The organism is Sanguibacter sp. 25GB23B1, from assembly GCF_040012415.1.
Lineage (GTDB): Bacteria > Actinomycetota > Actinomycetes > Actinomycetales > Cellulomonadaceae > Sanguibacter.
Map to the genome: position 1 here is coordinate 57,157 of NZ_JBDYKL010000006.1, position 23,875 is coordinate 81,031.

At 71.4% G+C, this 23,875-nt stretch carries 24 protein-coding genes; 5 read left to right on the plus strand and 19 right to left on the minus strand.

What is annotated here, in order from left to right:
• Positions 1-46: 46 nt before the first annotated feature.
• The 17 genes from ABKW26_RS05645 to ABKW26_RS05725 form a co-directional block, all read right to left on the minus strand.
• Positions 47-1,219: a flagellar hook protein FlgE gene (locus ABKW26_RS05645; protein ID WP_348591643.1), complete on the minus strand. Its 1,173-nt coding sequence runs from the start codon at positions 1,217-1,219 to the stop codon at positions 47-49.
• A gap of 24 nt (positions 1,220-1,243) precedes the next feature.
• On the minus strand, positions 1,244-1,717 hold the full coding sequence (locus ABKW26_RS05650) for a flagellar hook capping FlgD N-terminal domain-containing protein (protein WP_348591645.1): 474 nt from the start codon (positions 1,715-1,717) through the stop codon (positions 1,244-1,246).
• A gap of 12 nt (positions 1,718-1,729) precedes the next feature.
• The gene (locus tag ABKW26_RS05655) at positions 1,730-3,280 is read right to left on the minus strand and encodes a flagellar hook-length control protein FliK (protein WP_348591647.1); all 1,551 of its coding nucleotides are present in this window, start codon (positions 3,278-3,280) and stop codon (positions 1,730-1,732) included.
• Between the two features lie 5 nt (positions 3,281-3,285).
• Complete coding sequence (locus tag ABKW26_RS05660; protein ID WP_348591649.1) at positions 3,286-4,002, minus strand: C40 family peptidase; 717 nt, start codon at positions 4,000-4,002, stop codon at positions 3,286-3,288.
• Entirely contained in the window at positions 3,999-4,406 is a 408-nt protein-coding gene (locus ABKW26_RS05665) for a flagellar export protein FliJ (protein ID WP_348591651.1), read from the minus strand. The genes ABKW26_RS05660 and ABKW26_RS05665 overlap by 4 nt, the downstream gene beginning before the upstream one ends.
• Positions 4,403-5,746, minus strand: coding sequence for a FliI/YscN family ATPase (locus tag ABKW26_RS05670; RefSeq protein WP_348591653.1), 1,344 nt, complete (start codon positions 5,744-5,746; stop codon positions 4,403-4,405). Before ABKW26_RS05670 ends, ABKW26_RS05665 begins: the two co-directional genes overlap by 4 nt.
• Positions 5,743-6,402: a FliH/SctL family protein gene (locus ABKW26_RS05675; RefSeq protein WP_348591655.1), complete on the minus strand. Its 660-nt coding sequence runs from the start codon at positions 6,400-6,402 to the stop codon at positions 5,743-5,745. Before ABKW26_RS05675 ends, ABKW26_RS05670 begins: the two co-directional genes overlap by 4 nt.
• Positions 6,392-7,405: a flagellar motor switch protein FliG gene (fliG, locus tag ABKW26_RS05680; protein WP_348591657.1), complete on the minus strand. Its 1,014-nt coding sequence runs from the start codon at positions 7,403-7,405 to the stop codon at positions 6,392-6,394. Before fliG ends, ABKW26_RS05675 begins: the two co-directional genes overlap by 11 nt.
• A complete protein-coding gene (gene fliF / locus ABKW26_RS05685; protein ID WP_348591659.1) occupies positions 7,402-9,000 on the minus strand; it encodes a flagellar basal-body MS-ring/collar protein FliF in 1,599 nt (532 codons plus the stop codon). Before fliF ends, fliG begins: the two co-directional genes overlap by 4 nt.
• Complete coding sequence (fliE, locus tag ABKW26_RS05690) at positions 9,000-9,329, minus strand: flagellar hook-basal body complex protein FliE (protein WP_348591661.1); 330 nt, start codon at positions 9,327-9,329, stop codon at positions 9,000-9,002. The genes fliF and fliE overlap by 1 nt, the downstream gene beginning before the upstream one ends.
• On the minus strand, positions 9,329-9,733 hold the full coding sequence (gene flgC, locus ABKW26_RS05695) for a flagellar basal body rod protein FlgC (protein ID WP_348591663.1): 405 nt from the start codon (positions 9,731-9,733) through the stop codon (positions 9,329-9,331). The genes fliE and flgC overlap by 1 nt, the downstream gene beginning before the upstream one ends.
• Positions 9,733-10,074 carry a flagellar basal body protein gene (locus ABKW26_RS05700; RefSeq protein ID WP_348591665.1) on the minus strand — a complete coding sequence of 114 codons (342 nt, stop codon included), beginning with the start codon at positions 10,072-10,074 and terminating at the stop codon, positions 9,733-9,735. Before ABKW26_RS05700 ends, flgC begins: the two co-directional genes overlap by 1 nt.
• 153 nt (positions 10,075-10,227) lie before the next feature.
• Positions 10,228-10,575 (minus strand): hypothetical protein, encoded by a 348-nt coding sequence (locus tag ABKW26_RS05705; protein WP_348591666.1) that lies wholly within the window; start codon positions 10,573-10,575, stop codon positions 10,228-10,230.
• Complete coding sequence (gene fliS, locus ABKW26_RS05710; protein WP_348591667.1) at positions 10,565-11,026, minus strand: flagellar export chaperone FliS; 462 nt, start codon at positions 11,024-11,026, stop codon at positions 10,565-10,567. The genes ABKW26_RS05705 and fliS overlap by 11 nt, the downstream gene beginning before the upstream one ends.
• A gap of 42 nt (positions 11,027-11,068) precedes the next feature.
• Positions 11,069-12,454 (minus strand): flagellar filament capping protein FliD, encoded by a 1,386-nt coding sequence (gene fliD, locus ABKW26_RS05715; protein ID WP_348591669.1) that lies wholly within the window; start codon positions 12,452-12,454, stop codon positions 11,069-11,071.
• Between the two features lie 161 nt (positions 12,455-12,615).
• Entirely contained in the window at positions 12,616-13,791 is a 1,176-nt protein-coding gene (locus tag ABKW26_RS05720; RefSeq protein ID WP_348591671.1) for a flagellin, read from the minus strand.
• A gap of 216 nt (positions 13,792-14,007) precedes the next feature.
• Positions 14,008-14,901 carry a sigma-70 family RNA polymerase sigma factor gene (locus ABKW26_RS05725; protein ID WP_348591673.1) on the minus strand — a complete coding sequence of 298 codons (894 nt, stop codon included), beginning with the start codon at positions 14,899-14,901 and terminating at the stop codon, positions 14,008-14,010.
• A gap of 358 nt (positions 14,902-15,259) precedes the next feature.
• Between ABKW26_RS05725 and flgN the strand changes: the two genes are divergently transcribed.
• From flgN to ABKW26_RS05750, 5 genes are read left to right on the plus strand one after another with little or no spacing between them, the layout of a single operon-like run.
• Positions 15,260-15,742 carry a flagellar export chaperone FlgN gene (gene flgN, locus ABKW26_RS05730; protein WP_348591675.1) on the plus strand — a complete coding sequence of 161 codons (483 nt, stop codon included), beginning with the start codon at positions 15,260-15,262 and terminating at the stop codon, positions 15,740-15,742.
• A gap of 7 nt (positions 15,743-15,749) precedes the next feature.
• A complete protein-coding gene (gene flgK / locus ABKW26_RS05735; RefSeq protein ID WP_348591677.1) occupies positions 15,750-17,168 on the plus strand; it encodes a flagellar hook-associated protein FlgK in 1,419 nt (472 codons plus the stop codon).
• Positions 17,165-18,061, plus strand: coding sequence for a flagellar hook-associated protein FlgL (flgL, locus tag ABKW26_RS05740; RefSeq protein ID WP_348591679.1), 897 nt, complete (start codon positions 17,165-17,167; stop codon positions 18,059-18,061). The genes flgK and flgL overlap by 4 nt, the downstream gene beginning before the upstream one ends.
• Positions 18,058-18,444: a flagellar assembly protein FliW gene (locus ABKW26_RS05745; RefSeq protein ID WP_348591681.1), complete on the plus strand. Its 387-nt coding sequence runs from the start codon at positions 18,058-18,060 to the stop codon at positions 18,442-18,444. Before flgL ends, ABKW26_RS05745 begins: the two co-directional genes overlap by 4 nt.
• A gap of 58 nt (positions 18,445-18,502) precedes the next feature.
• Positions 18,503-19,780, plus strand: a complete 1,278-nt coding sequence (locus ABKW26_RS05750) for an HDOD domain-containing protein (RefSeq protein WP_348591683.1) — start codon at positions 18,503-18,505, stop codon at positions 19,778-19,780.
• 9 nt (positions 19,781-19,789) lie between these two features.
• Here ABKW26_RS05750 and ABKW26_RS05755 read toward each other — a convergent pair whose 3' ends face one another.
• A complete protein-coding gene (locus ABKW26_RS05755; RefSeq protein ID WP_348591685.1) occupies positions 19,790-23,008 on the minus strand; it encodes an ATP-binding protein in 3,219 nt (1,072 codons plus the stop codon).
• Positions 23,005-23,874 (minus strand): DUF3027 domain-containing protein, encoded by an 870-nt coding sequence (locus ABKW26_RS05760; RefSeq protein ID WP_348591687.1) that lies wholly within the window; start codon positions 23,872-23,874, stop codon positions 23,005-23,007. Before ABKW26_RS05760 ends, ABKW26_RS05755 begins: the two co-directional genes overlap by 4 nt.
• Position 23,875 lies beyond the last annotated feature (1 nt).

Sequence of the window (23,875 nt, forward strand, 5' to 3'; positions counted from 1 at the left end):
GTGACGAGGGCGCCGCCGCGGGTGATCCGCGACGACGCCGCCGCAGCTAGCGCTTGAGGTTGACGAGCTCCTGGAGGAGCTCGTCGGAGGTGGTGATGACGCGGGAGTTCGCCTGGAAACCGCGCTGAGCGATGATGAGGTTGGTGAACTCGCTGGACAGGTCGACGTTGGACATCTCGAGCGCTCCGCCGACGAGGCCGCCGCGCCCGCCGGTGCCGGCGGTGCCGATCTGGGCGTCGCCGGAGTTGACCGTCGTCGTGTAGAGCGACCCGCCGGCCTTCTCGAGGCCCACGGGGTTGGCGAACGTCCCGAGCGCGATGCGGCCGACCGGCGACTTCAGGCCGTTGGAGAACGCACCCATGATCGTGCCGTCCGCGTTGATGGTGAAGGACTGCAGCGTGCCGGCCTGCTGGCCGTTCGGCTTCTCCGCCTTGATCGTCGAGAGGCTGGCGAATCCTGTGACGCCCGTGAGGTCGATGTCGACACCGTCGATCGCGACGGCCGCGGCAGGCGTGGTCATGGCTCCGGTCGTGGCGTCGAAGGTCACGGCCGTCGTCGTCGCACCGGACGTCATGTCCCAGCCGGTCGCGGTCTTCGTGAACGTCAGGCTGATGGTCCGTGCGTTGCCGAGCTCGTCGTACACCTCGATGTCGCGGGTGAGCGGCTCGCTGCCGACGACGGCGTCGGACGGCAGGTTCCCGCTGAGCGACGCGGCGGTGGTGGCAGCCGCCGGCGTCAGGGTGGTGGTCGGGAGCTTGAGCGGCGCGAGCGCACCGTTGACGTTGATGGTGCCGTCGGGGGCCGCGGCCCAGCCCTGCACGAGCGCGCCCTCACCGGTGACGAGGTTGCCGTTCGCGTCGAAGTCGAACGCGCCGGAGCGGGTGTAGAAGTTCTGCCCGTTCTTGCTCACGACGAAGAAGCCGTCGCCCGAGATCATCATGTCGGTGCTGCGGTTGGTCACCTGCGAGGCGCCCTGCTGGAAGTTCGTCGTCACACCGGCGACCTGGACACCGAGGCCGACCTGGGCCGGGTTGGTGCCACCGATGCCTGCCTGGGCGCCACCGGCGTTGGTGAGCACCTGGCTGAGGGTGTCCTTGAACTGGATCTGCGAGGCCTTGAAGCCTGTGGTGTTGACGTTGGCGATGTTGTTACCCGTGACGTCGAGCATGGTCTGGTGCGAGCGGAGTCCGGAGATGCCGGAGAAGAGCGAGCGGAGCATGGGAGTTCCCTTCGAGGATGCGGACTAGGACGCGGAGGACTGGCCCGCGGCTGCAGGAGGGGCGGTGACGGGTGGGGTGGTGCCGGGCTGGGTGACGGAGGCGACCGCGTCGAGCAGCACCTTCTTGCCGTCGACGGTCACGCTGGGCACGGAGCCGGCGTAGGAGACGGCGGACGCGGTGCCGGTGACCATCTCGCCGTCGGCACCGGCGTAGGTGACCTCCTGGCCGATGAGGCTCGCGGCGGCGACCCGCATCTGGAGGGCGAAGCTCTCGGACATCGTCGTGGAGAGCGAGGTGAGCTGCTCCATGCTGGCGAGCTGGGTGGTCTGCGCCATCATCTCGGTGGTGTCCATCGGCGAGCTGGGGTCCTGGTACTTGAGCTGGGCGACGAGCAGCGTCAGGAAGGTCTCGCCGTCGAGCTCCTTCTTCGCGGTCGTCCCGGTCGAGCTGGTGTACAGGCCTGCGGCGCTGTTCACGGCTGAGGTGTCGACGGTCATGTGTCGGTTTCCTTAGATGAGGACGTCGACGCCGTGGGCGCCGTGGGTGGTCGAGGCGGCGGACCGCGCATCGGTGGTCTGGTCGGGAGTGGTCCAGGCGCCGGCCGCGCTGTCGCGCTGCGCCTTCGTGCCTGCCTGGCCCTGCGTGCCGCCCTGGCCGGGGGCTCCCTGCTGGCCGCCGGCGAGGTCGCCGGAGCCTGCGGGGTTGCGGCTCTGCTGTCCGGCCGTGTCGGCCGCCAGCGAGAGGGTCGCGTTCATGCCCGTCGCGGAGAGGTCGCGACGGAGGTCTGTGAGGAGCCCGCGGAGGCTGTCGCGGGCGGCGTCGGTGGCTCCGACGAGCTCGATGCGGATGCCGTCGGCCCCGATGTGGGCGCGGACCTGGACGGGGCCGAGGCTCTCCGGGTCGACGCGCAGGGTGAGCATGTGCTCCCCGGGCGCTGCGGTCCGGAGTGCGACGAGCGGCCCGCGGACCTGCTCGGCGAGCGGCACGTGCGGGGTGTTCGCGGGGGTCGCCGGGGCCGCGGGGGCCTGCGGGGCGATGCGGTCAGCCGCACCGGTGAGCGCCTGCGCGAAGGCCGTGGAAGGCGTCGTCGGGGTGCTGGCGGCCCCGCTCGCCGGTGCCGTGTCGGCGCGCACCGTGGAGGCGTCTGCGGTGGCCGCCGTGTCCGCACCCGGTGCGACCGTCTGCTGGGCCCCGGCCTGGGTCGCCTGCCCGCCGACGGACTGGCCCAGGAGAGCTGCACCGGCCGGTGCGGCACCGGTCTGAGCGGGTCCGGTGAGCACGACCCGTGAGCCGTCGACGACGAGGGGTGCCGCAGTGCTCTGGGGGTCGGTGGCCGCAGCCGACCGGTCCGTGCCGGCGGGAGCACCGTCGACGAGGGTGGCCCGCGCAGCGGCGACCTGCGCGGCGGCTGCGCCTGCGGTCGGCTGCGTGCCGGCACGCGCGCCGGCTGCGCCCCGAGCGTCGAGAGCGGTGAGCGCCTCGGCGCCGGCCGCCGTCGCGAGCGCGGCCGCCAGAGGTGCGGCGACGGGTGCAGCGGGGTCCTCCGCAGCACCTGCTCCGGCGGGGAGGTCGGTGGGGACCGCGGTGGCCTCTGCCGGGACGACCGGCACGGCGACCTCGGGCACGACGCCGGTGGTTGCGCCTGCCGTAGCGCCGTCCGTGGAGGCGAGGTCGCCGGTCTCGACGGTCGTCGGGGTGGCGTCGTCGGCCGGGATGGTCCCGGAGGTCTCTGAGGAGCCGTCGGCAGCGCGGGCGGCGGCGGCACGCTCTGCGGCGCGCACGGCCTGGCCCATCGCCGTCGAGCTCGCCGCGTGGTCCGTGCCTGCGGTGTCCCGCTCGGAACCGTCCCGGGCGGCGTCCCGCGCCGCAGAACGACGAGCCGCGGCAGCGGTGTCTGCAGCGCGCGAGGCCGAGCGGTCCGGCGCGGAGGACTCGCGCTCGAGCGTGCGGGCGAAGTCGTCGCGCGACCGGGCGAGGTCCTCGCGCACCGAGGGCGCGCGCCCGGGGCGGGCGGCTCCCTGCACGGAGACGTCGGCCGAGCGCGCCGGGAGGGCGGTCATGGGTGTCATGCTGCAGCTCCGAGCATCAGGGAGAGGGAAGACCGCTGCGCCGCGCTGGAGGCGAGGAGCTCGTCGATCTGGGTGGTCGGGCCGGTCTGGCGTGCGGTCGGGACGGCCGAGGAGGCCGCGGTGACGTCCGGCAGCACGCGCCGGATCGCCGACGGGGTCTCGTACACGTCACGCTCGCGCACGACGTCGCCGGGCTTCGGGGCGTCGATCATCCGACCGTCGCCGAGGTAGATGGCGATGTGGCTGCCCCCGTTGAAGACGAGGAGGTCGCCCACCCGTGCGTCAGCCATCGACGCCACCGCGGACCCTTCCTTCATCTGGTCGCGGGCGACCCGCGGCATGTCCACGCCGAGCGCGCCGAGGGCACGCTGGACGAGGCCGGAGCAGTCGATGCCGCTCATGGACTCGCCGCCCCACGCGTAGGGCACACCGAGGTACTTCCGGGCCTCCGCGACGAGCGCGTCGCCCGAGGCTGCGGGCACGGCCGGCGTCGCAGCACCGGGGGCCGGCACCGCGGCGGGCTCGTCGACGGTGCTGGCCGCGCCCTCGACCGTGAGCGCGTCGAGCACCGACGCGAAGGTCGTCCGAGCCGACGCCGTGCTCGCGGTCGCGGTCGTCGCCGTCGGAGCGCTCGAGGCTGCGGCAGGAGCGAAGGTCTTCGTCACGGTCTCGATCTCCTGGATGCGACCGAGGACCGCGGCGACGCCCGTCACGCGTCGCTCCCAGGGACCGTGCCTGACGGGGCGCGTCCCGCGATCTCGTCGAGAGCGAGCTGCTCGACGCGCAGGTCCTCGACGCTCTCGCGCTCCGCGTGACGCTCGGAGAGCTTCTCGAGAGGGACGGACCGCTTGCGGGCGTCGCTCCACGCGAGCTCGCGCTGCTGCACCTCGGTGGCCGCGACCTCGACGGCCACCGACGCCTCCGTGGCAAAGCTGCGCAGCGCAGCACGGGACGCGACGGACGCACGGAACACCGCGACGCCCAGGTCGGTCTGGAACTCGTGGATCGTCAGGTCGCGCGTAGCAGCGGCCCGGCGTGCCGAGGCGAGGTCCGCAGCAGCCTGGTCCTCCTGGAGCTTGCGGAAGCGCATGAGGCCGGAGAGGCGGAAAGCGCTCATGCTGCCACCCCCAGCCCGCCGACGAGGGTCCGCAGGCTCGCCCACGACGCGCCGGCCGGGGCGTGCTCGTCGACACCCTGCTGGAGGAAGGCGTCGATCGCGCCCTGGTGGGCGAGCGCCGAGTCGACGAGCGGGTTGCTGCCCGTGACGTAGGCGCCGACGTCGACGAGGTCCTGCACGGAGCGCCGCGCGGCCATGACCTTGCGCAGCGTCGTGGCGTCGGTGCGCTGCTCGGGTGTGGTCACCCGGTTCGCGACGCGCGAGATCGAGGCGAGCGCGTCGATGCTCGGGAAGTGCCCGGCGACGGCGAGCTTGCGGTCGAGGACCACGTGCCCGTCGAGGATCGACCGTGCAGCGTCCGCGATGGGCTCGTTGTGGTCGTCGCCGTCGACGAGGACCGTGTAGATGCCCGTGACGGAACCCCTGGCGGACGTGCCCGCGCGCTCGAGGAGCGCCGCGAGGAGCGAGAAGGTCGACGGCGGGTAGCCACGGGTCGCGGGCGGCTCCCCCACGGAGAGGCCGATCTCGCGCTGGGCCATCGCCACACGGGTGAGCGAGTCCATCATGAGGACGACGTCCTGGCCGGCCTCGCGGAAGAACTCCGCGATGCGCGTGGCGACGAACGCCGCACGCAGGCGGACGAGCGCGGGCTCGTCGGAGGTCGCGACGACGACGACCGAGCGCGCGAGACCCTCGGGGCCGAGGTCGTCCTCGAGGAACTCGCGCACCTCACGACCGCGCTCGCCGACGAGGGCGATGACGGAGATCCCTGCGTCCGTGCCGCGGGCGATCATCGACAGGAGCGTCGACTTGCCGACGCCGGAGCCGGCGAACAGGCCCATGCGCTGCCCGCGACCGACGGTCGTCAGGGTATCGAGGGTCCGCACACCGAGGTTGAGCGGCTGGGCGACGCGCTGGCGCTCGAGCGGGTGCGGTGAGCGCCCCTCGAGCGGGACGACCGTGGTGCCGGTGAGCGGGCCCCGACCGTCGAGCGGGCGGCCGAGCCCGTCGATGACGCGGCCGAGGAGCCCTGCCCCGACCGGGACGCGGAGCGAACCACCGGTGGATCGGGCGGCGAGGCCGGGGCGCACGCCGCTCATCGCACCGAGCGGCATGCAGCGCGCGGAGCCGTTGCTCAGGGCGACGACCTCGGCGAGCATCGAGTCCTCGGCGCTCTCGGAGCCTGTCGTCGCAGGGTCGCCGAGGGTGATGACGTCACCCAGCGCGCAGTCGAGGCCGACCACGTCGAGCGACAGACCGACGGCAGCGCTCACACGACCGACGCGCTCCGGCGCGGCGGCGAGCAGGACGTCCGCCCAGGCGCTCGTCGACGCGCTCACGACACGGCTCCGGCGTACGTGGGCGTGGACGTGCTGACGGCCGACTCGTCGAGCGCGAGGAGCGCCCGCTCGAACGCGGAGCGGATCCGGGCGTCGAAGAAGCCGCCCTCGAACGTGCTCACCGCGTCGCCCGGCGAGAGCGACGGGTCCGCGACGAGCTCGAGACCGTCGATGTCGTCCGTCCCGGCAGCGCGCAGCGTGGCGATGTCGGACGGGTGGAGGCGGACCGTCTGGGTACGGATGTCGTGCGGGACCGCGAGGGCCCGGTGCAGAGCGCCCCGGGCGGAGGTCTCGGCGTCCGCGAGCTCGTGGCCCACGACCGCACGAGCGAGGTCGAACGCCAGGGTGTGCAGGAGCGCACGCGCCTCGTCGAGCACGGGCAGGACGCGCGCCTCGGCGGCGCGCGCCGCACGCTCGAGCGTGAGGACCGCCGCGCGGTGCTCGGCGTCGCGCGCAGCCTCGGCGGCAGCCGCCTGGTCGCGCAGACGTTCCTGGAGGATGCGGGTGCTCTCAGCGGCAGCACGGCTGCCTGCGGCGAAGCCCGCGGCGTACCCCGAGACCCGTGCGCTCTCCTGGGCGTCGCGCACACGGTCGTCGGTGACGACCGTGAGGCGCGCGGCGCTGAACGCGGACGTGGATGACGTGTCAGTCGACATATTCGTCCTCCCCGTCGCGTCGGATGACGATCTGGCCGCTCTCCTCGAGACGACGGATGACCTGGACGATGGCCGCACGGGCCTCCTCGACCTGGGACATGCGGACCGAGCCGAGGACGTCGATCTCCTCGAGGAGGTTCTCGCTCGCCCGCTCGGAGAGGTTGCGCAGGACCGCGTCGCGCTGCCCGGGCCCAGCGCCCTTGAGCGCGAGAGCCAGGCTCGCCGACTCGACGCCACGCAGCACGAGCTGGAGGGCGCGGTCCTCGAGGAGGACGATGTCGGCGAAGACGAACATGCGGCTGCGAACCTCTTCGGCCAGCGCGCTGTCGCGCGCCTCGAGACCTTCGAGGATGAGCTTTTCCGTGCCGGGGTCGGCCCGGTTGATGATCTCGACGAGAGGGTCGAGGCCACCGATCGCGGAGGTCTCGCGCGGGGTGAGGACGGTGGAGGCCTTGCGGCGCAGCGCGTCCGCGATGACCGTGACGACGTCCGGGGCCGCACGCTCCATGAGGGCGATCCGGTGCGCGACCTCCGCCTGGGACTGCGGGGGCAGGCCCGCGAGGATCGCGGCACCGTGCTCCGGACGCAGGTGCGCGAGGACGAGCGCGATCGTCTGCGGGTGCTCACCGGTGAGGAGCGCGAGGATCTGACGGGCGTCGGCCTGCTGGAGGAACTCGAACGGCTGACCGGCCATCGAGGTGGCGAGCCGGTCGAGCATCGTCTGCGCCCGGTCGCTGCCCATCGTCGCCTCGAGCAGCTGCTGGGCGTAGCCGAGGCCGCCGTTGCTGATGCTCGAGCCGCCACCGATCGTGATGTCGTGGAACTCGGAGATCACGCCGTCGGCGAGGTCCCGGTCGACACGCTCCATCCGGAGGATCTCCGCCGTCAGCTCCTCGACGGCCGTCTCGTCGAGACGAGACATGATCTTCGCGGCGCGGTCGCGTCCGATCTGCATGAGCACGAGAGCAGCCTTCTGGGTGCCGCTCAGGGTGGCGGTGCTCATGCGTTCGCCTTCGTGTCCATCCAGCCGCGGAGCAGCTCAGCGACCTGTTCGGGCTGGTCGTCGACGAGTGCGGCGACGTCGCTGCGCTTGCGCTCGATCGCGATCTGGCCCGGGTCCGGCACGTCGGGCACGTCGGCCAGTGCCAGCATCTCTTCCTGAGCGATCTGCGCGGCCTCGAGGGCACGAGCGTCGTCCAGGCGGGTGAGCTCGCCGAGGTCGACCGCCTCGCGGGGGTCCGGCTTGCGCCGCTTGCGCAGCGCCAGCACGATCCCGAGGATGACGAGCGCGACGAGCACGGCGGCGGCGATGATGATGTTCCGGAGCTGTTCCGCCTCGGCGACAGCGGCCTCGTCCGCCGCGGCGGCCTCGAGCGCCTCCTGGGCGGCCTCGGCACCGGCGGTGTCGAACAGCATCGGCGAGACGGTGACGACGTCGCCGCGGGCCGGGTCGGCACCGGCGGCTGCTGCGACCATGGCCTGGAGCGTCACCATGTCGATCCCTGCGGCTGCGACCTGGTCGACGGCCACGGAGACGGACTGCCGGCGGACCGTGCCGGGAGCCGCGACCGTGTGGGTCGTCAGCTTGTCGACAGCGTTGTTCGACTCGCTCGTCTCGTTCCGGTAGTCCCCGCCGCCACCCTCACCCGTAGGGACCGCGATGTTGTCCGGGCCGAGCACGCCGGCAGCCATGGCGTTGCCTCCCGTGTACTCCTCGAGGGTGTTCTTCTCGATGAGCGCCGGGACGCCCTCGGTGGCGGTGAACGTCTCCTGCGTGCTCTCGGTCGCGTCGTAGTCGAGGTCGGCCGTGACGGAGACGACCGCCTTGCCCGGTCCGACGATCGGGTCGAGCATCGACTGGATGGAGGCCGCGACCCGGTCCTCGTAGGCGAGGGTCTGCTTGTTGGTGCCACCACCGGAGGTCCCGCCGCCGACGGCGGAGAGGACGGCACCGCTCGAGTCGATGACCGCGACGTCGGTGGTCTTCATGCCCTCGACGCTCGCGGAGACGAGGTTGACGATCGACTGCACCTGGTCGTCGGAGAGAGACGTCCCGGAGGTCGCCTCGATGAAGACAGACGCGGTGGGGGCGGCGGACTCGGAGACGAACACCGTCTCCTCGGGGATGGCGAGCTTGACCGTGGCGAGCTCGACACCCTGCATCGCGGAGACCGTCTTGGCGATCTCGCCCTCGAGCGCCCGCTTGTACGTGACGTCCTGCTGGAACTCCGACGACGTCATGCCCATGTCGTCGAGCAGCGCGTAGCCGCCGTCGCTCGTGGGCGAGATGCCGCTCGCGGCGACCTTGAGGCGCATGTCGTAGACAGTCTCCGAGGGGACCATGACGGTCGTGCCGCCGTTGGTCAGCTCGTAGGCCACGCCCTGCGCGGTGAGCTGGTCGACGATCGCGCTGGCGTCGGCAGGCGCGAGGTCGGTGTAGAGCGGGGAGAACTGAGGCCTGGAGAACCACGTGCTCAGGGCGATGATGCCGACGGCGAGCACCGCTGCGCCGATGAGGGCGAGCGTCCGCTGGGCGACGGTGAACTCGCGGATCGAGGTCGTGAGTCGGCCGAGGGCCGACGTGATCTGCGCGGGCATCAGGCCTGCATCCTCATGATCTCGCTGAACGCCTCGACCGCCTTGTTGCGGATCGCGGCGGTGAGCTCGAGGGTGACCTTCGCCTCCGTGGCCGCGATCGTGTAGTCGTGGATGTCGTCGAGGTCACCGGTGACGGCCTGGACGGCGAGGTCGTTCGACGTCTTCTGGAGCCCCTGGAGGTTCGTGACGGCGTCGGAGAGGATCCCGCCGAACGCCCCGGAGGCGCCGCCGGTGCTCCCGCTGCCCTCCGTCGGGTCGATGTAGCCGCTCGGTGCGACGGTCCCGAGGGAGCTCAGAGCAGTGACGCTCTCGAGTGCGGAGATGCTCATCAGTTTCGTCCGATCTGGAGGGCGGCCTCGTAGGTGGCCTTGGCGCGGTCGACCACGGCGGCGTTGGCCTGGTAGCCACGCTGCGCCATGATCATCTGGGTCATCTGGCTCGACATGTCGATGTCGGGGTACTTCACGTAGCCCTCGGCGTCGGCGAGCGGGTGCTCGGGCTCGTAGACCATGCGGCCCTCGGCGCTGCCGAGGGCGATCCCGGCGACCTGGACGCCCTGGCCGTTCTCGGGGTAGCCGACGGCGCTGGCCACGACGTAGCGGGCCTGGAACGCGTCCTCGTTGGTCGCGGTCACGGTGCTCATGTTCGCGAGGTTGTCGCTCACGGCGTCGAGCCACTTGCGGTTGACGGTCATGCCGGTCGAGGCGATCCCGATGGCTCCGAAGGTCGTCATCAGTTGGTCCTCATCGCGATGCGGATGGACGAGAAGGTGCCGTCGACCGCCTGGGTCGCCAGCTGGTAGCGCAGGTTGGTGTCGACGTTGAGCAGCGTCTCGGAGTCGAGGTTGACGTTGTTGCCGTCGAGGCGGGTGGGCTCCAGGGAGCGACCCTCGGTCGCCGTGACGGCGCCGTCGCCGCGGGACACCGCGGAGGCCAGCTCCTTCTCGAAGGAGACCTTGCCGGCAAGGTAGTTGGGCGTGTTGATGTTCGCCACGTTGTTGGCGATCACTCGCTGACGGAGAGCTAGTCCGTCGAGCGCGCTGTTGAGCGCGACAAAGGCCACAGAATCGAACACGCCAACCCCTAAAGGTATGTGGATGGTGCGGCCGATCCGTGGCCTGATGCTCGAGCCTTCCTGGCTCAATGTCTCTATCGGTCGTGCAGGGGGTGCCATAAGAGGTCCAAGGGCCCATGAATTCGTTCTCACGAGCGCTTTCACCCGGGCATATCAGCCAACTAGGTCGATATAGACCGGGGTGGAGGGGCGTCGTTCTCTCACGGTGTCCACGACCTGCATGTGCTGGCGCGTCGAGCGCGCCGCCTCAGCGAGACGCGACGCCATCTCGAGCTGGCGGTCGAGGATCGCGGTCGCCCGGTCCTTGAGCGCGGGGGGCAGCGGACCGAGGTCGGTCGGCGCGCTCCACGCGAGATTCGCAGACTCGAAGGCCGAGTCGATGAGGTGCCCTGTGACGACGAGCCGCTCAGCCTCCGCGAGGCTCATCTCGACGCTGTCGAGGGCTGCGGACCATGCGTCGATCCACGGGGCGGGCTCCGCCTGGAGCGTGTCAGCCGACACCGAGGAACCCCACTCCGGAGGAGGAGGCCACGCCCGCGCCGACAGGTACCTTCGGCGCGGCGGACTGGGCGAGCTCCGCGGCGGCCTCGTGCCACGCCATCCGCAGAGGGTCGACGATCGCGCGGCACCCGGCCGTCTGCTCGGGATCGCGGGTGACGTTCGCCTCGACGAGCTGCTTGAGCAGGTGGGAGTAGAGGGCCTTGAGGCCCGGGCCCCCGGCCCATGCGTCCACGTCGAGCGTCACCATGAGCTCGACGACGATGTCCTGAGCGTGGGTGAGCTGGGTGTTCGCCTCCACGAAGTCGCCTGAGAGCTGTGCCTTGGCACCACGATCGAGGTCGAGGACGAGACGGTCGTAGAGCATCGTCAGGAGCCGGGCGGGGCTCGCACTGAGGACCGTGTCGTTGAGAAACTGCGCGCGCTGGGCGTCGGAGTTCATCTGCTGGCTCATACCCGACCTATCGGCGGCGAGTGCGCTGGTGTGAGGCTTTTCCTAGCTCCAGGTGGGCAGCGAGGAGAGCTGACCTGCGAGCCAGGACGACTGCGAGTTGAGGTTGCTGAGCGTGACCTCGAGGGCCGAGTACGTCTTCTGCAGACCCTCCTTGCGGACGGCCAGGCGGCGGTCCCAGTCCTCCACCTGAGAGGAGAGGTTCTTGCTGAAGCTCTCCTGGCTCTGGATCTTCAGGGTGAGGCTTCCGTCGATCTTGTCCGATGCTCGCGTCGCGACCTCGGCGACGCGCTCGGCGATCCCGCTGATGACCTTCTGCACCTTGGCCGGGTCCTCGGCCATCGCCTTGGTGAACTTCGCCTCGTCGAAGGTGAAGGTGCCGTCGCGTCCGAGCACGATCCCGACCTCGGAGGGGGAGATGCCGTCGACGGGGTAGGACGCAGCGCTGACGACCTGCTGGTTGACCGCGCGCGTGGCGCTGTCACCACCAAGGATCCCGGCGGTGATGACGGTCCCGCCGTCGGCCGCGGTCGTCGTGGTGGTCGCGGTGCGAGACTTGATGTCCGACAGCACCACGCCGAGCGCGCCGACCAGTCCGGAGGCGAGCTTCTTGACCGCTGCGTCGTCCCGGGTGATGTTGATGGTGACCGGCGCCGTCTCGACGGCCGTGACAGCGATCGAGACTCCGGAGAGGACGTCGCTGAACGTGTTGGTCGCCGACGTGACGGCCTGGTTGCCCCAGAGTGTGATCTGCGCGTCGCCGGCTGCGACGATCGCGTCGGCACGCTTCATGAGGGCGGCGGGCGCGGTGCCCGCCTGGATGTCTGCCTCGGCGACGGTGCCGACGTGCAGGTCGAACGCGGCGGCCTCCCCCGAGCCCTTGGCCGTGAGCTGCAGGCGCGACTCGGTCTCGGAGATCTTGACGATGCTCGCGGTGATGCCTGCGTCGGACGAGTTGAGCTTCTTGGCGAAGCCTGCGAGGTCGGTGACGTCGGTGAGGTCGACGACCGTGGCCTTCGCGGTCGCGCCGGACCCCGTCGCGATCGTGACGCTCGTCGGGAGCGGGTCGCCGAGGAGCCCTTCGAGCGACGTGACGTTCCCGGTCACGGACGTCTGCGCGGCAGCCAGCCTGTCGACGGTGAAGCTCAACGAGGAGGCCTGCGCGCCCGACGAGGCGGTCGCGGTCACCGACTTCCCGGAGCTCGACGCCGTCACGGCGTTCCACGACTCGGGCTTGGCGGCGGTCTTCGCCGCGTCTCCGAGCGAGGACACCTTGGTGTTGAGGGACTGGAGCGCGGAGATGAAGGTCTGGGTCGAGGAGACCTTGGACTTGAGCAGCGTCTGAGGCATGGCCTCGACCTGCATGAGCTGCGAGATCAGTGCCGTCGTGTCCAGACCGCTGACGAGTCCGTCGATGCCCATCGCTGCCATGAGGTGCTCCTGTCGTACGTCGTGTCGTGCGGGCCACGCGGGTCGGGCACGGCCAGAATGCCGACCGGCGGTGGCGGGACGGTTGTCCCACCACCGCCGGTCGATGCTGCGGTACTGCTACTGCTGTGCTGTGTGCTTCGACTCAGTCAGGTGCGACCGGATCAGCGCAGGAGCGAGAGGACGCCCTGAGGGATCTGGTTGGCCTGAGCGAGCATCGACGTGCCGGCCTGCGAGAGGATCTGCGCACGGGTGAAGCTGACCATCTCGGACGCCATGTCGGTGTCGCGGATACGGCTCTCGGAAGCCGAGAGGTTCTCCACGGCGACGTTGACGTTCTTGATGGTGTGCTCGAAGCGGTTCTGCAGTGCACCGAGGCCTGCACGAGCGGTCGAGACGGACTCGATCTGGGCGTCGATCAGGTTGATCGAGGCCTGTGCGTTGGTGGCGTTGGTGTAGTTGAGCCCACCGGTGACGGCGGTGCCCGCGACACCGGCAGCAAGGCCGGTACCCGCAGTGGCGTTGTCGACGGCGGCGAGGGTGCCACCGTCGTTCGCCGTGACGACGATGCCGGTACCGGCACCGTTCGCGTCCTTCTCCACCGAGACGGTGAAGTTGGCGGCGAAGTTGGCGTCCGAACGCAGCGCGTCGGCGTAGCCCTCGACGCTGTCGAACGAGCCGGCCGCACCGAGGTTGCCGGTGGTGACCGTCTTCTCGACGCCACCGCTGGAGGTGGTGAAGGAAGCAGCGCCGTCCAGGAGGGCGACGTCGGCGATCGCGAACGAGGTACCCGTCGTGGTGAGGTCGCCACCCGTGAGGTTCTGGGCGATGGCCTTCACGTTGGCACCCGCGAGGGAGACCGTGATCTGGCTGTCGGCGTCGCCGTCAGCACCGACCTGGAACTTCAGCTCGGACGTCGAGCCGTCGAGCAGCTTGGTGCCGTTGAAGTTCGTGGACTTCGCGATGCGGTCGAGCTCGGCGACGAGGCTGTCCGACTCCGTCTTGATGTTGGCACGCGCCTCCGTGTTGTTGGAGTCGTTGGCGCCCTGGACGGCGAGGTCACGGACTCGCTGGAGGATCGCGTGGGTCTCGGTCAGTGCGCCTTCTGCGGTCTGGACGACCGAGATGCCGTCCTGAGCGTTGCGGGCCGCGACCTTGAGGCCACCGACCTGCGAGCGCAGGCCCTCGGAGATCGCAAGACCGGCAGCGTCGTCAGCGGCACGGTTGATGCGGAAACCGGAGGAGAGCTTCTCGAGCGACTTGCTCAGGTCGTTCTGCGTGTTGGAGAGGTTGCGGTAGGAGTTGACTGCCGCGATGTTCTGGTTGATCGAGAGACCCATGATGTTCTTCTTCCGTGAGTGGGGCCGAGGTGCGACGCCCGTCCGTGGGCTGCCACTGTGCCTATCGGTGGTGACCGGTAGGCCATAAGAGTTTTGCGAGAGATCTTTTTCTTCACCCGGTCGGTGCGTGCCCGGGATCGTGCAGTGTTGTTCTGTGCGGCGAGAAGGCCACGCCCCCGTGTGCGGGCATGGCCTTCTCGTTGGAGCGTGTGAGCGTTAACCGACCGCGACGAAACCCGGCTGTGCGGCGCGAGCAGCGTGCGAGGTGTGCGCGGCGTGGCTCGCCGAGGCGACCGATGCACCGGCGATCGCGACGCTCGCGACGTTGCGGGATGCCCGCTCGGCGATCGAGGCGAAGTACTTCTCGCGGCGACGCTGTGCGACGCCGTCCGGCTGCGCCGGCGCGGGCACGTGCGACGGGTCGAGGTGGGTGTTGAGCCCGTCGCGGAGGAGGATCATCGCCTCGGCGCGGAGCTGGCTGACGCGGGACTGGGTGACGCCCATGTCCTTGGCGATGTCGGTGACCGAACGGTCCTCGAAGAAGACCTGCTCGACGACCTCGCGCAGGCGCTCGGGCAGCGTGGCGACGGCAGCGTGGAGGTAGCGCAGGCGCTCGTCCGTGAGGAGCGCCTCTTCGGGACCGACCTCGCGGGTCGGGAGCACCTCGGCGAGCGCTCCGTCGTAGCCCTCGAGGGACAGGACGCGCGTGGCGGCGTGCTCGCGGGCGGTGTCGACCTCGGTGACCTCGACGCCGAGCGAGGCGGCGATCTCTTCGCGGTTCGGCGTGCGGCCGAGCTGGGCGGTGAGCTCGTCGGCCACGGTGGTGAGCTTGCGCACCCGCTGGCGGGCTCCGCGGGAGACCCAGTCCATGGAGCGGAGCTCGTCGACCATGGCGCCCTTGATGCGGATCGCCGCGTAGCGGTTGAACGGCACCCCCGTCGTCGCGTCGTAGGCCCGTGCGGCCTGGACGAGAGCGAGAGCGCCGGCCGAGGCCAGGTCGTCGCGGGACACGTGGCTCGGGACTCGCATGAGCATCTCGCTGACGTGGTACCCGATCAGCGGGAGGTTCTCGGTGACCAGCTCGGAGCGGTCCGTGTCCATCGGTTGCATGGGTCAAATATCAGGGCGCAACCGCCAGAACTCAAGACCCTGACAACCGTTTTCACCCGACGCCGTACACATCCGTTACCTACCCGCAATGGGGAGAACTCCCCATGCAGTCCCCATGGAGGATCTCCACACACCGCTCACAACGCTCTCACCTGCACAGATGCACCTAACTGCCACCGCGCGTCCGAGGAAAATCAGCCATATCCTGGGTGGAAGGTCCCCATCGAGTCCCCATGGGGTCCCCATCGAGGGATCCGCCCCGTCGAATCCCTCATGGGACCCCCCTGACGTCCGATATGAGCCTTGAACGACCCACCACCCCGTCGGTCGTGACCTTCGTTGAGGAGTTGAAGCACCCATGAGCCTGCAAGCGCTGACCAGCGTCCTGTGGCGCGAGCGCCAGCTCCTCGAGCTCCTGCTGTTCAAGCTCGAGGAAGAGCAGCTGCTGCTGACCTCCGGCCGGACGCGCTGGCTGAGCCACGCGACCCGCGAGGTCGAGAACGTCCTGGAGCAGATCCGCGAGGTCGAGCTCGGACGCTCCGTGGAGTCGGACACCGTCGCCCGCAGTCTCGGCCTCGACCCGGGTCGCAGCCTCTACGAGCTCGCGGACAAGGCACCAGAGCCGTGGGACGAGCTCCTCCGCGCCCACCGCCAGGCGTTCCTCGAGCTCACCAACCAGATCGACTCGCTCGCCGCGGGCAACCGCGAGCTCCTCCTCACGTCGCACCGCGCGACGCAAGAGGCGCTCGCCAACCTGCAGCACGACTCCCACACCTACGACGCGTCAGGCTCGACGGCACCCCGCGAGGTCGCTGCCCGACTCCTCGACCAGAGCCTCTGAGGACCCCATGAGCACCTTCTCCGGACTGTCCACCGCGCTCACCGCCCTCACAGCGCAGCGCCAGGCGCTCGAGGTCGCCGGCCAGAACATCGCCAACGCGAACACCGTCGGCTACACCCGCCAGCGCGCCGAGCTCCAGTCGGTCGGATCCGGCCAGAGCGCGACGATGTTCTCCCAGGGCAGCTCGGTCGGCAACGGGGTCCAGGTGAGCGGGATCAGCCGCCTCGGCGACCTGTTCCTCGACGCCCGCGTGCGCACCACCACCTCCTCCGCCGCCTTCCTCGCGACGCGCGCCGAGGCGTACGGCCGCCTCGAGTCCACCATCGCCGAGCCCGGCACGAACGGGATCGCCAAGCAGCTCGACGACTTCTGGGCCACGTGGCAGGACGTCTCGAACAACCCGACGAGCGCCGCGGCCGGACAGGTACTCATCGAGGGCGCACACTCCGTCCAGCGCGCCATCTCGACCGGCTACTCCGCCGTCTCCACCCAGTGGGAGCAGACCCGCGGCAAGGCCGACGCGCTCGTCTCCGAGATCAACACGACCGCAGCGTCGGTCGCCGAGCTCAACGAGAAGATCCGCTCCATCAGCGTGTCCGGCGGGAACGCCAACGAGCTCATCGACCAGCGCAACGTCCTCACCACGTCCCTCGCCTCCCTCGCCGGCGCCACCGTCCGTGAGCACCCGGACGGCACCTCGGACGTGAGCATCGGCGGCAACCCCATCGTCTCGGGGATCAGGGCCCAGAAGCTCACGGTCGTCGGCGGCACCACGATGGTCGGCGCGACCGGCGCGGACACCGTCCGCGTCGAGTGGGACCGCGTCCCGGCAGGCACCACCGCCGCACTCGGCGGCGGTGAGCTCGCCGGTGTCCTCAGCGTCCTCGCGCCGGCCGACGGCCAAGGCACGGGCGGACTGCTCGCCGAGGCCGCGGCGTCCTACAACGCCCTCGCCACCAAGGTCGCGACGAGCGTCAACTCCATCCACGAGACGGTCCGCGCGGACGGATCGACGGGTGGCCCCATCTTCAGCATCTCCCCCGCCGGCCCGCCGGCCCTCGTGCTCACGGTCGCCGTCACCGATCCCTCCCAGATCAACCCCGGTCAGGGCGGCGAGGACGGATCGATCGCGGACCAGATCTCGCAGATCGGCAACGCCCCCGGCAGCCCCGACGAGGCATGGTCCTCGTTCGTGGTCGCGACCGGCGTCAAGGCCAAGGCCGCGACGCAGAGCGCGGTGGTCGCCGAGACCGCCCGCGCCACCGCGGACAACCTCCAGCTCGCCCAGACCAGCGTCGACCTCGACGAGGAGAGCGTGAACATGCTCGCCTTCCAGCGCTCCTACCAGGGAGCCGCTCGTGTCATGACGGCCATCGACGAGATGCTCGACCAGCTCATCAACCGAACGGGAGTCGTTGGACGATGATCACCCGCGTCACGCACCAGTCAGCGCAGCGCACGTCGCTCGCGAACCTTCAGGACAACCTCGCCAAGATGGCCGCGCTCCAGGCGCAGGCCTCCAGCGGCAAGCTCATCAACAAGGCGTCCGACGACCCGGCCAAGGCTGCCGAGGCCATGGCCCTGCGCAAGGAGCAGCGCGCCGCCGAGCAGTACGCGCGCAACGCCCAGGACGGCGTGAGCTGGCTGACCACCGTCGACACCGCGATCCAGTCGTCGGTCGACTTCATGCAGCGGGCCCGTGACCTCACGGTCCAGGGCGCCAACACCGGTGCAGTCGGACTCGCGGCCCGGGAGGCGCTCGCCGTCGAGGTCGAAGGCATCCGGGACGCGCTGCTCGGCCAGGCGAACGCCACCTACATCGGCCGGTCCGTCTTCGCCGGGACGGCGAACGGCAGCGCGTTCACCAAGGACGCCGTGACCGGCGAGTACGTCGCCGCGACGTCCCACGGGACCGTCGAGCGTCGCGTCGGGGAGAACACCACCGTCCGCGTCGACGCCGACGGCGCCCAGGTGTTCGGCGACGGCGCCACCTCGGCCTTCGCCCTCCTCACCTCCATCGCAGCCGACCTCCGGGACCCAGGAGTGAACGTGTCTTCCCGCATCACAGAGATCGACACGCGCATCTCGTCGATGCTCAGCCAGGCGTCGAGCATCGGCGCGCGCACCAACCAGCTGACGGCCGCACAGGAAGCGTTGAGCACCCAGACCATGACCCTCAAGAGCGACCTCTCCGGCGTCGAGGACATCGACCTCGCCCAGACCATCATCGAGCTGCAGATGCAGGAGGTGGGCTACAAGGCGGCGCTGGGTGCGACGGCCCGGGTCCTCCAGCCGAGCCTCCTGGACTACCTGCGATGATCTCGTCGGTGCACTTCCTCGAGTCCCTCGCCGGCCTGCCCGGATCCCAGGAGTACGTCCTCACGCCGCTCGACGACGACGGTCTGCTCTACACGCTGCGCGCCGGGACGGACGGCGCCCCGCGCCTGTTCATGGTGCAGCCCGGACCGTACTTCGCGGAGTACGAGCCGACGATCGCCGGCGAGGCCCTCACCTCGTTGGGCCTCACGGCCGACGACGACCGGTGCGCGGTGCTCGTCATCGTCACCCCCGGTTCCGAGGCGTCGCCCACCACCGCCAACCTCCTGGCGCCCATCGTCCTCAACACGGAGACCGGCGACGCGCTCCAGGTCATCCTCGACGGCGAGCCCTGGCCGCTGCGGGCTCCGCTCGTGGCCGCCTGACCCACCTTTCTGCCGCGCGGGCCCCACGACCGGCACAGCACACCACCTGAGGAATTCCATGGATCTCACCAGCTCGCCGTCTCCGATGCCGACGTCGTACGCGCCCCGTGCACCGCGCACCACGGGCGCCGACCGCAGCGCCACAACCGGCACCTCGGCGTCGTCGGCGGCCACCGCAGCCCCGACGTTCAGCCGTCTCGCGATCGTCGACCGCAAGCGCCAGGTGCTCGCCTACGCGCTCCCGATCACGAACGCCGCCGGGCGGACGCCCGCCGACCTCAGCGAGCTGCTCCACGACGCGTACGAGTCTCTCGACCTCGAGAAGTACATCGCCGACCGCCCGGCGTTCATCTGGGGCACCGCCGAGATGCTCGACGGTACCCAGTCGCTGCCGCTGGCGGCCGGAGGGCTCGGGCTGCTCATCCACCCCAGCGCGACGCTCCGCGCCGACGGCGCCGAGCACGTCATCGCCCTGTCCGAGCACAAGGTGCCGACCATCCTCGTGAACTTCTCGGGCGCTCCGGGCCAGCGGGCGCTCCTACCGTTCGTCACGCACGTCATGGTCGACATCTCCGACCCGGCGCTCGAGCTGCCCGGCCTCATCGAGATCGCCCACAACGCCGGGATCAGCGTCATCGCCGAGAACGTCCGCGGCAAGTCCGGGCCGGCGAAGGCGTGGACGCTCGGCGTCGACTACATCATGGGCTCGATCTACCAGCAGGAGCGTCCGGTCTCCCAGCGCACCCTCGCCCCGGGAGAGATCCAGTGCCTCGAGGTCGTCCGTCTGCTCTCGCAGGCCGAGGTCGACACGACGAAGATCGCCGACGTCCTCGGCAGCGACCCCGAGATGGCCGTGCGCGTCCTGCACCTCGTCAACTCGGTCGCCATCGGTCTCCCCCAGCGGGTCGACTCGTTGCACCGGTCGATCGTCATGCTCGGCCCGACGCGTCTGACCACGCTCGTCATGGCGTCCCTCATCAGCTCGCGGGTCCAGCAGATGGATGCGCTCTGGTTCCTCCTCGCCCGCGCCGCCGCCTGCCGCGAGCTCATCGGCGACGACACCGGCTACACCGTGGGCCTCCTCTCGGCGTTCGCGGAGGAGACCGGCATCCCGGTCGACGTCCTCATCGAGAAGACGCTCGTCTCGGCCGAGGTCGCGGCCGCGCTGTCGAACTACGAGGGTGACCTCGGTGCGACGCTCCGTGCGGTCGTCGCCCACGAGCAGGGCGACCTCCAGAGCATCATGGAGACCGCCTGGACACCGGAGCAGGTCTCCCGGGCGTACCTCTCCGCTCTCCCCTGGGCGCTCGACACGGTCCGCCAGCTCAACCTCTGACGCGCGGCGCTACGCCCAGGCGTTCTCTGCCGCGGCGTCGGCGCCCCGGCCGGCGTCGCGGAGCACGATCTCGATCGTGTGGCGCGACGCCCACCGGCCGGCTGCCTGCGCCAGGCCGCGGGAGCCCGAGGCCTCGGGGCTCTCGGACGTCGCGACGTGCACCCCGCCGTCCGTGGTGACCCACCACTCGACGGCCTTCCCGTCGACCGTCAGCTCGTCGTGGATGCTCCACGTCGCCGGCAGGGTGTCTCTGACACCTCCGAGGACCAGCGCGAGCTGTTCCGGTACCGAGCGCTCCTCAGCGTCCTCGCTCGCACGGACCGCCACGGCGGACGCGTCGGCGACCGCCGCGTCGAGAGCGTCGGCGACCGCGTCGACCAGCTCCGGTTCCGCGACGGGGACGACGGCTCGCACCTGAGCCCACATGGGCTGCCCCGCCACGACGACGTCGTCCGCCTCGACCACCCGCGCGACCCCGCCCTGGAGCGCGACGACCCGCTCGGGCAGCGGGTCGAGCTCCAGCCCGGCCGCGGCCGCCGACGCGAGGGCCGACCACACCGCCCGCGCGACCGGTGTCGCGACCGGAGTGCCCACGTCCGGCAGCCCCGACCAGAAGGCGTCCCAGCCGGCGGGGTCCGCGACGCAGAGGAACGACTCCAGCCCCTCGGCGGTGCTGATCGCCCCGAGCACCTCGAGCACGCGCGCATCGGTGACTCCGGCGAGCTCCGTCGGAGCCTCGGGCAGGACTGCGCCCAGCCCTGCGGCCGGCCCGGAGCCGGCTGCCCCTCCGGCCTGCAGGGCCGACGACGGCGCGACGAAGGGTGCGCGCAGCACGTCCCGGAGGTACCACGCGGCGTACGAGACGGCGGCAGGCTGCGCTCCCGGGCGGGAGCGGACGGCGTCTGGTCCGCCCGTCCCTGCACCGCTCCCCGGGCCACCTCGGGAGCGGACGGGGGTCAGCAGCGCCTCGCGCAGCCCGGGCTCCTGCGTGAGCACGTCGACGACGGCGCCCCACGAGTCGTCGTGGACGGCCTCGAGGTCGGGGACGACGAGCAGGTCTCCCACCGGCCGGTCCGGCCCGAGGACGGCCGTGAGGTACTCCTCGTAGTCGTCCCAGCCGGCGATCTCGTGCCCCGGTGCCGTGCCGTCGCGTGGCGAGTGGTCGTCGTCACCGCCGAGACGCGGGTCCTGGCCGGTGCGGTGCTCCTCGACCGTCCGGACGACGAGCCGCTCCCGGACGCCGAGGATCCGGGCCGTCTCGAGCGCGACAGGAGCCCACACGTCGTCGTCCGGCACGTCGACGAGCGCGAGATCAAGGTGCTCCGCAGACCACGAGCCCGGCCACGCGAGCTCGTCCGCGGCCCGCCACGAGCCGTCGTCCGCAGGCAGCGGGAGACCACCGAGCCACGCCGGCACCTGCCACGCCCGCTCGTGCCCGGCAGCCGTTCCGTGGGCCGCCGCGACGCCGGCGACGAGCGCGAGCAGCGCAGCGACGTCGTCGGGCCACCCGGCGTCCACGTCGACATCGGTGTCGAGCAGGTCGTCGGCAGCATCGCGCGCGACCGCCTCGACCGTCGGGAGGGCGAGGACCTCGGGGTCGTCGGACGCCATCGCGCCGAGGCGCAGGAGGAGCGGGTGGGACGCCTCCGGGTGCACGACGCGCAGACCGAGCGGCGCGACGAGCTCCACGAGCCGGCCTGCGACGACGAGCCCACGAGGTCCGCGCGTCGTCGTACCGTCCGCCAGGGGCACGAGCATCCCGCCGAGCGCCTCACGCACGGCGCGGTCTCCGTCGGCATACGGCGCCAGCGCGTCGTAGAGGCGCCACCACTGCGGCGCGCTGAGACCGTCCGGCAGCGTGTCGACGATGTCCGCGAGGGACATCGTCGTCGCACCGAGGAGGCGCGCGGCCGCACGGTGCCGTACCGGCACCGCGACCACCCCGAGGCCGGTCACGCCGAGCGCGTCGACGAGATCGTCCGAGACCTCACCGTCGACCACGACCGCGTCCGACGCGACCCGTCCGCCGAGGATCGGCGCACCCCGCAGCGCCGCGAGAGCCGCGTCACGGACCTCGGCGTCGAGCCGACCCGCGGGCAGGCCCGTCGGGACGAGGTCGAGCGGCTGCGGCACCACGAGTGCGAGCTCCGCGAGCGTGCGACCAGCCTCGCTCGCCACGAGCTCGGCGAGGGCGCCGGGCGCCACGTGGCGGCGGGACGGGTCGAGCGGGAACGACGCGACGAGCAGAGCAGGGATCGTCAACGGCTCGTCCGTCGGCGTCGGCGCGTGCAGCACACCCTCACGGATCGCACCGTCACGTGGCACCGCCCACGTGACGGACCACGCCGCTGCCGACCGCTCCTCGACCGGCCTGTCGGCGAGGAGCGCGGGCGGGACCACCCCGGACCGGGTGACCGAGAGCCAGCGGCTCGGCGCGTCGGCGAGAGTCCGCGGCCCGTCGCCCGCCTCGACACGGACCTCGTCGAGGGACGGGAGCGCGAGCAGGAGCGCGTCGTCGAGCTGGGCGAGCTGGGCGCGCACCGCCGCTGCGGCCGCGGGATCGCGCAACCGCAGGACGACCGCGGTCGTGTAGCCCGCAGGCACAGCGTCCTGGCTGTCCGGGTCGAGAGGCACCGGGAGCCGCAGGACGGGCAGGGAGCCGTCGCGGGCCTCGACCTCGGCGCGCAGCCCGGGCGACCGGCCCACCGGTCCGGCCAGTGCGGCGCTCGCCGCCTCGAGCGAGAAGCGCACGCCGCGACCGGCCGACACGACCACGACGTCGTCCGAGACCGACCGGACTGCGGCGAAGCCGACGCCGAAGCGTCCGACGGTCCGTGGGACCGGCTCGGCGCCGTCTGCGCCGACGGCTCGCTTGGCGGAGGCGCGCAGCGAGGCGAGGGACGCGACACCGGACGCGTCGAGGGCCGCACCGGTGTTGGCCGCGACGAGCGTCGCGCCCTCGGTACCGTCGTCGGTCAGGCGCAGGAGCAACCGGCCGGGCTGCCCGTGGCGGGCGGCCGCGTCGGCGGCGTTCTGGGCGAGCTCGACGACGACCCGGTCGCGGTAGTACCCGCGACCGTGGTCCTCCTCGGTGTTCGCGTCCTCCCGGAAGCGAGCGGGCGACCGTTCCCAGGCGGCGAGCACGGCCGAGCGCAGCTCCGCCGTGCCGAACGGGTCCTCCGCGGTACCGGGAGGATCGTCCGGCGTGGCGGCTGGACCGGGTGTCACGGCTCGGGAGCCGGCTCCACAACGGACGTGGTGCCGGTGGTCTCGGACGGCGCGGGCGCCTCCTCGACGGCCGGGTCGCCGGGCATCGACACCATCTCGAGGTTCATCTCGTTGATGACGGGGTCGGGGGCCGGCCAGTCGGTCGGGTGGGCAGCGACCTCGGTCTCGGAGTGCGCCCCGCACCCGTGGTCGAGGGAGACGACCTTGCCGTCGTCGTCGGACCAGGCGTTGGCGCAGACGCCGAAGAGCTGACCGAGCGGGCCCTGGAGCGGGATGATGAAGCCGCAGGAGCCGCAGCCGGCCGCCGACTGGATGGCGCCGGGCGCGGTCGGTCCGCGCATCCCCTCGTACCAGCGCTGAGCGGCCTCGTCCCGTCCCTCGGGAGACAGCACCCGGGCACGGGCGAGCGCGAGCTCCTCGATGGCCACGCGGTCCTCGTCCTCGTCGCCCGACGGCGTCCATCCGGGCTCGAGGCGGGGGTCGTCGTGCTGGAACGGCAGGACGTCTCCGGGGCCGATGTCGCCCGGGCGCAGCCGCTCGGACCACGGCAGCCAGTCTGGAGCGAGGATCGCGCCGTCCCCGGGGAGCAGCTCGACCTCGCAGACCGTGGCGACCTTGGCGCGCGGGGCACGCGCGACCGTGACGGTCCAGTGCCAGCCGCGGTAGCCGCGCATCGTGCACGCGAACCGGTGCGAGACGAGCCGCTCGGCGTCGGTCGTGGCGCCGAGGTGCTCGCCGACGTCGTCGGCGTGCTCGGCTCCGGCGCGCGCCGCCGCGAGGGCGACGTCGACGGCGGCAAGGAGCACGGCGTCCGGCTTCGGCCGGGCCGTCTTTGCCCTGGTGGGGGTGGATGTGGGTGCAGGCATG

Coding starts and splice junctions, on each gene's coding strand:
- ABKW26_RS05645 (WP_348591643.1), bottom strand. CDS start 1,219: ATGCTCCGCTCGCTCTTCTCCGGCATCTCCGGACTCCGCTCGCACCAG.
- ABKW26_RS05650 (WP_348591645.1), bottom strand. CDS start 1,717: ATGACCGTCGACACCTCAGCCGTGAACAGCGCCGCAGGCCTGTACACC.
- ABKW26_RS05655 (WP_348591647.1), bottom strand. CDS start 3,280: ATGACCGCCCTCCCGGCGCGCTCGGCCGACGTCTCCGTGCAGGGAGCC.
- ABKW26_RS05665 (WP_348591651.1), bottom strand. CDS start 4,406: ATGAGCGCTTTCCGCCTCTCCGGCCTCATGCGCTTCCGCAAGCTCCAG.
- ABKW26_RS05675 (WP_348591655.1), bottom strand. CDS start 6,402: ATGTCGACTGACACGTCATCCACGTCCGCGTTCAGCGCCGCGCGCCTC.
- fliG (WP_348591657.1), bottom strand. CDS start 7,405: ATGAGCACCGCCACCCTGAGCGGCACCCAGAAGGCTGCTCTCGTGCTC.
- fliF (WP_348591659.1), bottom strand. CDS start 9,000: ATGCCCGCGCAGATCACGTCGGCCCTCGGCCGACTCACGACCTCGATC.
- fliE (WP_348591661.1), bottom strand. CDS start 9,329: ATGAGCATCTCCGCACTCGAGAGCGTCACTGCTCTGAGCTCCCTCGGG.
- flgC (WP_348591663.1), bottom strand. CDS start 9,733: ATGACGACCTTCGGAGCCATCGGGATCGCCTCGACCGGCATGACCGTC.
- fliS (WP_348591667.1), bottom strand. CDS start 11,026: ATGAGCCAGCAGATGAACTCCGACGCCCAGCGCGCGCAGTTTCTCAAC.
- fliD (WP_348591669.1), bottom strand. CDS start 12,454: ATGGCAGCGATGGGCATCGACGGACTCGTCAGCGGTCTGGACACGACG.
- ABKW26_RS05720 (WP_348591671.1), bottom strand. CDS start 13,791: ATGGGTCTCTCGATCAACCAGAACATCGCGGCAGTCAACTCCTACCGC.
- ABKW26_RS05725 (WP_348591673.1), bottom strand. CDS start 14,901: ATGCAACCGATGGACACGGACCGCTCCGAGCTGGTCACCGAGAACCTC.
- flgN (WP_348591675.1), top strand. CDS start 15,260: ATGAGCCTGCAAGCGCTGACCAGCGTCCTGTGGCGCGAGCGCCAGCTC.
- flgK (WP_348591677.1), top strand. CDS start 15,750: ATGAGCACCTTCTCCGGACTGTCCACCGCGCTCACCGCCCTCACAGCG.
- flgL (WP_348591679.1), top strand. CDS start 17,165: ATGATCACCCGCGTCACGCACCAGTCAGCGCAGCGCACGTCGCTCGCG.
- ABKW26_RS05745 (WP_348591681.1), top strand. CDS start 18,058: ATGATCTCGTCGGTGCACTTCCTCGAGTCCCTCGCCGGCCTGCCCGGA.
- ABKW26_RS05750 (WP_348591683.1), top strand. CDS start 18,503: ATGGATCTCACCAGCTCGCCGTCTCCGATGCCGACGTCGTACGCGCCC.
- ABKW26_RS05760 (WP_348591687.1), bottom strand. CDS start 23,874: ATGCCTGCACCCACATCCACCCCCACCAGGGCAAAGACGGCCCGGCCG.